The organism is Bartonella sp. AP4SXKL (genome assembly GCF_042195845.1).
In the GTDB taxonomy this organism is placed as follows: Bacteria; Pseudomonadota; Alphaproteobacteria; order Rhizobiales; family Rhizobiaceae; genus Bartonella.
In genome coordinates this window covers 1-7,666 of sequence record NZ_JBHIPA010000030.1, presented here as the reverse complement: position 1 = coordinate 7,666, position 7,666 = coordinate 1, and the positions used below count along the sequence as shown (strand labels likewise).

Genomic DNA, 7,666 nt, shown 5'->3' with positions numbered 1-7,666 from the left:
TCCCCCCAAGGAACATAACCAACAGCTGTTGCAATAAACTCTTTTTGCATTGGTTGTTTACGCTTTTTTAAGAACAGGTCTTTTAATATTCTCATGTTTTTAGTCCATAATTTTACCAATTTGTCTATTTACCTAAAATTTGACCGTACAGAGCGTTTTATATTGCGGATATGGTTTTCATCATAAAATCTTTAAATCGCTTTGTATGGTGCCTTTTTGTCGATTTAAACACATACCTAATTGTAAAATGATCAGCACTTTTCACTAGTTTGCTGTGGACCAAAGCGTTTCATTATCCCACCAATGCCATTTAAAGTCTCTTCAAGCTCTTGCTTGTGAACAAGCGTTAGTGGTCTAAAATGCTCTTTCGCTGTTTTTTCTTTGAGTGTTTTCTCACGTGTGTTTTCAATTGCTCTACGTACAGTTTCGGCTTTTGAAAGAAGGGTATTTTCTAGTGTCTGGCAATAAGTTAAAAGCTCTCCACAAGTTGGCATAAATGTTTTTGATATCCCAATTGCTTGACCAGTTACGATATTTTCGACGCCTTTTTTCAGAGCATATGCTGAAATCCGTTCCAGCATCATGCTATAGGATAGAACAACGGCTTTGGAATCTGTGTTCGCAGGGACTCTCATGCTTGAGAGTAGGAAAGAAGCTTGCTCAATTTGCTTAACTGAAGCTTTCACAGAGAGCAACGCTTGTAGAAGATTGCAAGCATCTAAGGTTTGCTCTTCCTCCTGTTTCGTCAATGTATTCCCAGCTTTCAGCGTCAATGGATACCCCGGACTGATCATTTCCATAATCTTCTCCAGATGAGAGTTGATCTCTGAGTTGGTTGAAGCCTTCTGCAAGCTGTTCTGTGAAAGTTTTCTGAGTGAATTTTCCATGATAACCACCTAACCGTTTTTCCTGTTCTAATCTTGCTTTTTTCTTTGCTAGCGTTCCGATAGGGCTTGTAACCCAATTGTACCAAGTCCTTTGCCAATCTCGTTTGTTTGCATTTTTACCTGGGTTTGCTATCCAGTAATTTGTGAACCGTTCGGTTTCTAACAGCGCCTCATCATGCGTTAATCCTTGATCGATTGCGTATTGCAAATTAGGTTTGAAATCCTCTGGCAATCGACAACCGCGATTAGCTTGCGCTCGTTTTGCTTTTTTGGGAACGTTCTCTTGCTCGTGAATGGGAGGTTGGTTGTCTGATGAGGTTTCGATTTGCTCTGATGTGGTCTCAACAACAGCAACCTCTGTTGGCTCGTCAACCTGTTCGTTTGTTTCTAAACTTTCAGAACCAATTTCTTTTTTTGCTAAAACGATAGTTTTAGTTTTTTTATTATATATGTTTGTATTGTTTGTTATAGCATCACAAGCATCATGCTTAGCATTATGCTTAGCGTCATTAGCATTATCACAAGCATCATGCTTAATATCACAAGCATCTTTTGTATTTTTATCCCATCTTGCCTTCGCTGCCTTCTGCGCTCTCTCTGAAAACTTATTCAAATTCTCATTAGAGTTGTTGAGTTCCTCTTCAACCTGTAAACTCCATAAACGACCGTCTTCTAAACGTATCAGTTTCTCATCACTCAATAAAAAATCTAGCGCTTTATTAAAAGCTTTTACTGAACAACCAGAAATGCGTGCTAATATAGAGGCATTCTTAAGAATTGGCTGTCTCTTCTTATACATAAGCAATATCAACATCATATAAGTCGATATTTGATGCGACGTCATTCCACTAGCATCAGATACCCAATCAGAAGGAAAACAACGAACCCAAGCTAACTTAGTTGACATATTTCCCCTCCTGTTCTTTATTATTATTTAGATCTTCATTGAAGTTATTGAGTTCCTCCTCAACTTGTGAACTCCACAAACGACCATCTTCTAAACGTATGATGACTCCAACCCTCAATAAATAATCTAACGCCTTTTCAAATCTTTTTACTGAACATTTAGTAAGATAAGAGAATCCTTGTGAATTATTTATAAGAGGTTCGCCAGTGTAGAGCATTTGCAAACGCAACCTGAGATAAACATTGCATTCAATCGCTGGTAACAAAACAATATCAAGAAGACACTTCTCTACATTAATTGTTACAAACTTATTTCTATTGGACATCCCCAATCTCCTTTCCTTTAACTAAATATAAAATTGCTAAAGCATCTGCTTCGTTGTCGTCTTTAGGCACATGTCCTTTTGCACATACCGCCTTAATCATTTCTTCTTTTGAGGCGTTGCCTTTTCCTGTTGTTGCCTTCTTAATTGTGCCAACAGGAATGCCTTCATATGGTATCTGATGATGTTCACACCACGCTGTTAAGGTTGCTAGAAAGCCCCCATAAACATGAGAAGCGTCTGTACCCACATGCCGGCGTACCTCTTCAAAATACACTGCATCAATTTCATCAACAGACCTCTTTAGTTCAGTAAGCCATTTCTTAAAGCGCAAGTAACGCATGCCACCGCCTTCAAAACGGCGTGATTGAAAATGTTCTGTATCACTTGTGATAAAACCATCTGCATCACGAAGCGCCCAGCCTGTCTTAGTCCCTAGATCAAGGCAAAGAATTGTATGAGACATCTAAATCACCAGTACCTACTTCTCATTAATCTTGTGCTTTAAACTCTCAATCTCAGCATCTAATTCCTTAAGAATTTTCTTCTTTTTTATGACGGGTTGAGCAGAAGTATACACTATGTAAATAGGCGCAACTAAAAGTATAAAAACCATCATTGCAATAAAAAACACTGCATTTATTGATATGAATAAGTAGAGTACTAATTCACCTAGATTCATGTTCCCACCCCATTCTTGAAGATATGCATTTTCAAATCGTGTAAAATTTTATGTTTTTTCGAAATGATCTCACGGAGTTTATCGTTCTTTTTGTCTAATATTTCCGAGACAACAAAGGAGATTATAAGTAAATCAAAGATCACAAATGCAATACCCAAAGCTATCGCTGTCACACTCATCTTTTTTTCCTCACTTTCTTTTCTTCTTATGAGGCGGCGTTTTTACTGCACCTTCACGCTGCTTAAGCTCTTGTCTTAGTCTTTCAATTTCCTCGTCACGTGATTGAACATCTGCTTTTAGTGCCATCACTACTTCACTTACATCTCTGAATGCCTTTTCATGTTCTTCAGTCCTTTGTTGTAGTTCTTTTATCGCTCTATCGCGTTCTTTAATTGCAATATTCAGATCACTAGTTCTCTTTGCCACGTCCTTTGAAGATGCACTTCTTGACCACGCGTATTCTTCATCAAGAGTTTTTATGCTGCTTTTTAAAGTCAAGACCTGCTCTTTAAGAACTTTGACTTTGTTGCGATAATAAAATACAACACGCAACATCGCTCCGCATACAAGCAAAGCTCCCAAAACTACCAAGCCCGCTATTAAAATCTCATTCGAACTCATTCTGATCTCTATTCTTTGCTTTTAGGGCGGTCATCTCGGCCAATCCGTTTTGCCTCGCATTCCATTAAAAAAAGAATGCAACAAGCCGCATGTGCCAAGTGTGATAAATTACTCTCGCCATCCTTATTCTCTCCACCAAACCATGCTAATAAATGACGTAAAGAAGCTCCATACAAACGGCTCCAATTCATGCCATGACGCCAATTGCTTGCACCGTATTTGTTTTCTCCAAGCTCTAAAACTCTACCGATTTCAATCAGTGTCAACGGTGGAATAAGATCAACACGCGGTTTACCAATGTCATTCTTATGTGCTTTAAAAACCATGATTATCCCCCCCTTAAGGCTCTACGTATTTATATGTTTGCTATGACAGAGCGTTTAGTCATAAATTAAAAAAAATGAACTTACTCAATTCAAAAATACACTGCATGCCTCATCTCGTTACATTTAATGTTTGGACCGATTGTGTTTTTCAAAAATTTTTTGAGAGTTTTCTTTGAAATATTTTGTGTCGCCATGCATCTTTATGGACAATTCTGGTCCTAAAGAATTTTTGGCTATTAAATGGTTGTTTTCATCAAAAGAAAAATTCCAATCAGAATTATTAAAAACGATTGTACAGCCTTCTGGAAAACCTATTTCCTGTATTAAATCTTTCAAAATATAAAAAGTATAATAATTGCCGCTAAACCATAATCCATCTTTACTTTCTTTCTTCTTTAAGAGTGTGAATGATGCTGTGGGTGTTTGTTATCAGCTGTAGTAAGTGGCACGCCCACCTCTTCAAGAGAGGGGCGTGGGTATAAATCGACATACCAGTCAACGGGACGAACAATACCATTGGTTGTCTTTTCAATCTTTAAGACAATTTCAGGCTCAGGAAACCGCAAGCCGCGTAAATACCTGTTAATCGTACTCTGTGCTACGCCAACTTGCTTCCCAAATTCGGCTTGAGATAGTTTATTTCGTGTGAGATATGATTTCAATTTTTCCATAATTCAAATAAATACCATAAAAGACTGTTTTAGTCAATAAAAAATACCTTTATGGACTTTGTTAAATAAGCAGTCTTGGTGTAAGGTTTAAAGCATGCATATAATTAAAAAATTGAGGAAAGATTTGGGACTCACACAGGTGAAATTGGCTGAAAAAGCTGGTACCACGCAACCTCAAATAAAACGGCTTGAAAAAGGTGAGCGAAAATTAACCAAAGAGTGGGCGGAAAAGTTAGCACCACATCTTGGTGTAAAGCCGTTTAATCTTCTTTTCCCAGAAAACGAGGAAATACATCCCATATCTAATGCTATTGGAATGATACCGGTGATAGGAAAAGTTGCTGCTAGCTCGTGGATGTCGGTCGAAGATATGGATTTTGGATTTGATGACATAGAATATGTACCCAGCACCTCAAAATACCCAGCTCACTTTCAATTTGCTTTAAAAATCGAGGGCAACTGCCTTAACAAAATTGCTCGTGATGGTGATCAACTTATTTGCGTAGACATAATAAAAGCCGGCATTAATGTGGAACCTAACGATCTCGTGATAGTTGAACGCAGCCGATTCAATGGTCAAATGATTGAGCGTACAGCTAAACGTATACGTCAAACTATTAGTGGATTTGAACTATGGCCTGAAAGTACTGAACCCAATCATCAAGAACCTATCAAAATAAATGGGGCAACTGATGGAGAGGAGATTCGTGTAGTTGGGAAAGTTCTTTGGATTTTAAGAAAACCCTGAAAACAAAGGAGAAGCGGGAATGGGGACAGTAGACGAGAGCTTAAAAATAATAGCTGATAAAGTCAAAAATCATTCAGATACTATGTTAACTGAAGAAGCGGTCAAAACAGCGGTCGTTTTACCATTTCTGCGCGCACTTGGGTATGATATTTTCGATCCACTTGAAGTCATTCCCGAGTTTACTGCTGATGCCGTTGGTAAAAAAGGTGAAAAAGTTGACTATGCTATCCGTATAGACGGTGAGATACGTATTCTTTTTGAGTGCAAACCGATATCTTGCGAATTGAGTTCAAAGCATTTAAGTCAATTATATCGATACTTTAGTGTAACGAATGCTAAATTCGCGATTTTGACAAATGGTCGATTTTTTCATTTTTACACAGATCTTGATGCTGCAAACAAGCTCGATAATAGGCCATTCCTTACTTTTGATGTAATAGAATACAATACTGTGGTACTTACAGAGCTTAAAAAGTTTGAACGCTCAGCATTTAATATTGAAAATATATTGGTGACAGCCGAGCAGCTCAAATATGTATCTGGAATAAAACAAAACATCCAAAAAGAAATAGAAAATCCGTCCGAAGGTTTTGTTCGTGTTGCTTGTGCGGATGTTTATGAAGGGCGCCTGACTGCTAATGTCTTAGAAATGCTCACAGGTGTTACTAAAAATGCGTTTCGCGAAGTAATATCTGATGCGGTAAAAAGTCGGCTTTCTAGCGCTTTACAAACAACAACTGAAACCGACAAGCAAGATAATATTGCTACATCTATTGGTAATGAACATGCCATAATAACGACCGAAGAGGAAGTTGAAGGCTTCATGATTGTCAAGGCAATTGCGCGTGAAGTTATTTCTGCCGACCGTATTGTTATCAGAGATGCAAAGTCGTACTGCGCCATTTTAATTGACAATAATAACAGAAAGCCGTTGGTTCGACTGCACTTTAACAGAAAACATAAGCAACTAGCCCTTTTCGATACTGATATTGATGAAAAAGTCGGTATTGAAACGCTAGATAATATTTATGATTTTGCAGACAGAATAAGAGAAACAGCAAAAAAATATTTATAAGATATTCTAACAACCTATGTATGCCCCGCTGAAGCGGGGTTTTTTTGTTCGTCCGCAGTTTTTATAAAAAAACTACGGCGTTATCTACCCATCGATTGGCTCTGTCTGCACACTGCCCCAATTTTTCCTGCATATAAATTTCAAATACAGCTAACTGATTTATTTTTTTACGGGATACTAGGAAGTATCATGCCTCTACACTGAACGCTACAATACCCAAACCGATTCGTAATAAATATTAAAGTTCATTTATAAAAAACCATTTTAGCATAAAATGACTTGACCATAATAATCCTTTACGGTATACTCCTCTATAACAACATATCACGAAGAAGCAAAAGCCGATCTGGTGTAGATTAAATTACATTAACACGAACAATCGCCAAGAGGCGTTAGGGAGGAAAAATTATGGATAAGCCAATTCTTATAAATTCTGATGAAATCTTATTAGTTGTCTATGATGATGATCAAAACATTGGTCGGTCGGGACCACTGGATGAAAGCCAAGTTCTAAAAATTATTGACGAGGCAGATGATGCAATCCAAATCTTTCGCATCAATCCTTCTGAGAACAATTGTGAAGATATCTCTGAAGAAATTGCAGAAGCATATGTAAAAGAAAATATCGAACATCTCCACGAGGAGAGTAAAGTTCATGACTTTGTACTCGAAAGTGATGCTTACCAAGAACTTTTAGACGAGATCGCAGACGAAAAATATAATGATGAGATTTACGGTACTTATGAACAACAACACCGTTTGCGTGCATGTGATGTGCTTTAAAAATTCTAAAGGGCGCTTTTAAAAGCGCCTCCCTTTTTCCCATCAATAATTGATTAGAGTAAACTTATGACCACACATGATACTCATATTCATAGTGAAGGATATCTCACGCCTGAAAACGAGGTAGACAACAAAATCGGTTATGTCCAAATGGTCAATGCCCATGTAATGCATAGGTACTTACATTTGAAACAAGATTTTTCCACTTGGTTTAATGATTGTGTTGAAAAGCTTGATCTAAAAGAAGGCGTGGATTTTGTTTTTACAAAACAAGAATGGAACAGACAGAAGATTTGTCCAAAATCTGAAATAGAAACAGATAAAACCGATAATCATTACTTCAAAATTCACGCAGCAAGGAAAATTGCTCAAGCAGAACGTCATAGAAACTATGGCAGAATATTATATCAAACCTTGTGTTTTTCTTAATTAAGGGGGGTGATGATGCAAAACTTTATTACAATATCTGAAAACAATTTTCAAAACACAACAGTTCAAACGATGTCTAGTCGTGAAATTGCAGAGTTATGTGGTAAGCAACATGCGCATATTATGCGTGATATTCGGCAAATGTTAGGAGAATTATATCCTGAAGGGGGTCAATCCAAATTTGGATCCACCTATTTAGATAAACAGGGTAAGCC

Annotated in this window: 12 protein-coding genes; 5 read left to right on the top strand and 7 right to left on the bottom strand. The window is 37.5% G+C overall.

The genetic code is table 11. The features are described 5' to 3' along the window. Positions 1–251: 251 nt before the first annotated feature. From ACFIMI_RS09220 to ACFIMI_RS09190, 7 genes are all read right to left on the bottom strand, one after another. Positions 252–686, bottom strand: a complete 435-nt coding sequence (locus tag ACFIMI_RS09220; protein ID WP_375628923.1) for a hypothetical protein — start codon at positions 684–686, stop codon at positions 252–254. Then, positions 670–1,794 (bottom strand): DUF1376 domain-containing protein, encoded by a 1,125-nt coding sequence (locus ACFIMI_RS09215; RefSeq protein WP_375692500.1) that lies wholly within the window; start codon positions 1,792–1,794, stop codon positions 670–672. The genes ACFIMI_RS09220 and ACFIMI_RS09215 overlap by 17 nt, the downstream gene beginning before the upstream one ends. Beyond that, positions 1,784–2,119, bottom strand: coding sequence for a hypothetical protein (locus ACFIMI_RS09210; protein WP_375627591.1), 336 nt, complete (start codon positions 2,117–2,119; stop codon positions 1,784–1,786). Before ACFIMI_RS09210 ends, ACFIMI_RS09215 begins: the two co-directional genes overlap by 11 nt. Beyond that, positions 2,109–2,582: a crossover junction endodeoxyribonuclease RuvC gene (locus tag ACFIMI_RS09205; protein WP_375692499.1), complete on the bottom strand. Its 474-nt coding sequence runs from the start codon at positions 2,580–2,582 to the stop codon at positions 2,109–2,111. The genes ACFIMI_RS09210 and ACFIMI_RS09205 overlap by 11 nt, the downstream gene beginning before the upstream one ends. Before the next feature lie 405 nt (positions 2,583–2,987). Beyond that, complete coding sequence (locus tag ACFIMI_RS09200; RefSeq protein WP_375633225.1) at positions 2,988–3,419, bottom strand: hypothetical protein; 432 nt, start codon at positions 3,417–3,419, stop codon at positions 2,988–2,990. 8 nt (positions 3,420–3,427) lie between these two features. After that, positions 3,428–3,745 carry a dATP/dGTP diphosphohydrolase domain-containing protein gene (locus ACFIMI_RS09195; RefSeq protein ID WP_375613946.1) on the bottom strand — a complete coding sequence of 106 codons (318 nt, stop codon included), beginning with the start codon at positions 3,743–3,745 and terminating at the stop codon, positions 3,428–3,430. Positions 3,746–4,140: 395 nt separating this feature from the next. Continuing rightward, complete coding sequence (locus tag ACFIMI_RS09190) at positions 4,141–4,416, bottom strand: helix-turn-helix transcriptional regulator (RefSeq protein WP_126603684.1); 276 nt, start codon at positions 4,414–4,416, stop codon at positions 4,141–4,143. Between the two features lie 94 nt (positions 4,417–4,510). On the opposite strand from ACFIMI_RS09190, the gene ACFIMI_RS09185 reads away from it, so the two are divergent. The 5 genes from ACFIMI_RS09185 to ACFIMI_RS09165 all read left to right on the top strand — a co-directional run. After that, positions 4,511–5,164: a LexA family transcriptional regulator gene (locus tag ACFIMI_RS09185; RefSeq protein ID WP_004856665.1), complete on the top strand. Its 654-nt coding sequence runs from the start codon at positions 4,511–4,513 to the stop codon at positions 5,162–5,164. A 19-nt stretch (positions 5,165–5,183) separates the two neighbouring features. After that, positions 5,184–6,239: a type I restriction endonuclease gene (locus tag ACFIMI_RS09180; RefSeq protein WP_144755027.1), complete on the top strand. Its 1,056-nt coding sequence runs from the start codon at positions 5,184–5,186 to the stop codon at positions 6,237–6,239. 408 nt (positions 6,240–6,647) lie between these two features. Then, positions 6,648–7,022 (top strand): hypothetical protein, encoded by a 375-nt coding sequence (locus ACFIMI_RS09175; protein WP_375684799.1) that lies wholly within the window; start codon positions 6,648–6,650, stop codon positions 7,020–7,022. A 66-nt stretch (positions 7,023–7,088) separates the two neighbouring features. Next, positions 7,089–7,451, top strand: coding sequence for an antA/AntB antirepressor family protein (locus ACFIMI_RS09170; RefSeq protein WP_375632994.1), 363 nt, complete (start codon positions 7,089–7,091; stop codon positions 7,449–7,451). A gap of 15 nt (positions 7,452–7,466) precedes the next feature. Then, positions 7,467–7,666: Rha family transcriptional regulator (locus tag ACFIMI_RS09165; protein WP_375692498.1), on the top strand; the 200-nt coding region annotated here is incomplete at its 3' end.

Coding starts and splice junctions, on each gene's coding strand:
- ACFIMI_RS09175 (WP_375684799.1), top strand. CDS start 6,648: ATGGATAAGCCAATTCTTATAAATTCTGATGAAATCTTATTAGTTGTC.
- ACFIMI_RS09190 (WP_126603684.1), bottom strand. CDS start 4,416: ATGGAAAAATTGAAATCATATCTCACACGAAATAAACTATCTCAAGCC.
- ACFIMI_RS09205 (WP_375692499.1), bottom strand. CDS start 2,582: ATGTCTCATACAATTCTTTGCCTTGATCTAGGGACTAAGACAGGCTGG.
- ACFIMI_RS09210 (WP_375627591.1), bottom strand. CDS start 2,119: ATGTCCAATAGAAATAAGTTTGTAACAATTAATGTAGAGAAGTGTCTT.
- ACFIMI_RS09195 (WP_375613946.1), bottom strand. CDS start 3,745: ATGGTTTTTAAAGCACATAAGAATGACATTGGTAAACCGCGTGTTGAT.
- ACFIMI_RS09215 (WP_375692500.1), bottom strand. CDS start 1,794: ATGTCAACTAAGTTAGCTTGGGTTCGTTGTTTTCCTTCTGATTGGGTA.
- ACFIMI_RS09170 (WP_375632994.1), top strand. CDS start 7,089: ATGACCACACATGATACTCATATTCATAGTGAAGGATATCTCACGCCT.
- ACFIMI_RS09185 (WP_004856665.1), top strand. CDS start 4,511: ATGCATATAATTAAAAAATTGAGGAAAGATTTGGGACTCACACAGGTG.
- ACFIMI_RS09180 (WP_144755027.1), top strand. CDS start 5,184: ATGGGGACAGTAGACGAGAGCTTAAAAATAATAGCTGATAAAGTCAAA.
- ACFIMI_RS09200 (WP_375633225.1), bottom strand. CDS start 3,419: ATGAGTTCGAATGAGATTTTAATAGCGGGCTTGGTAGTTTTGGGAGCT.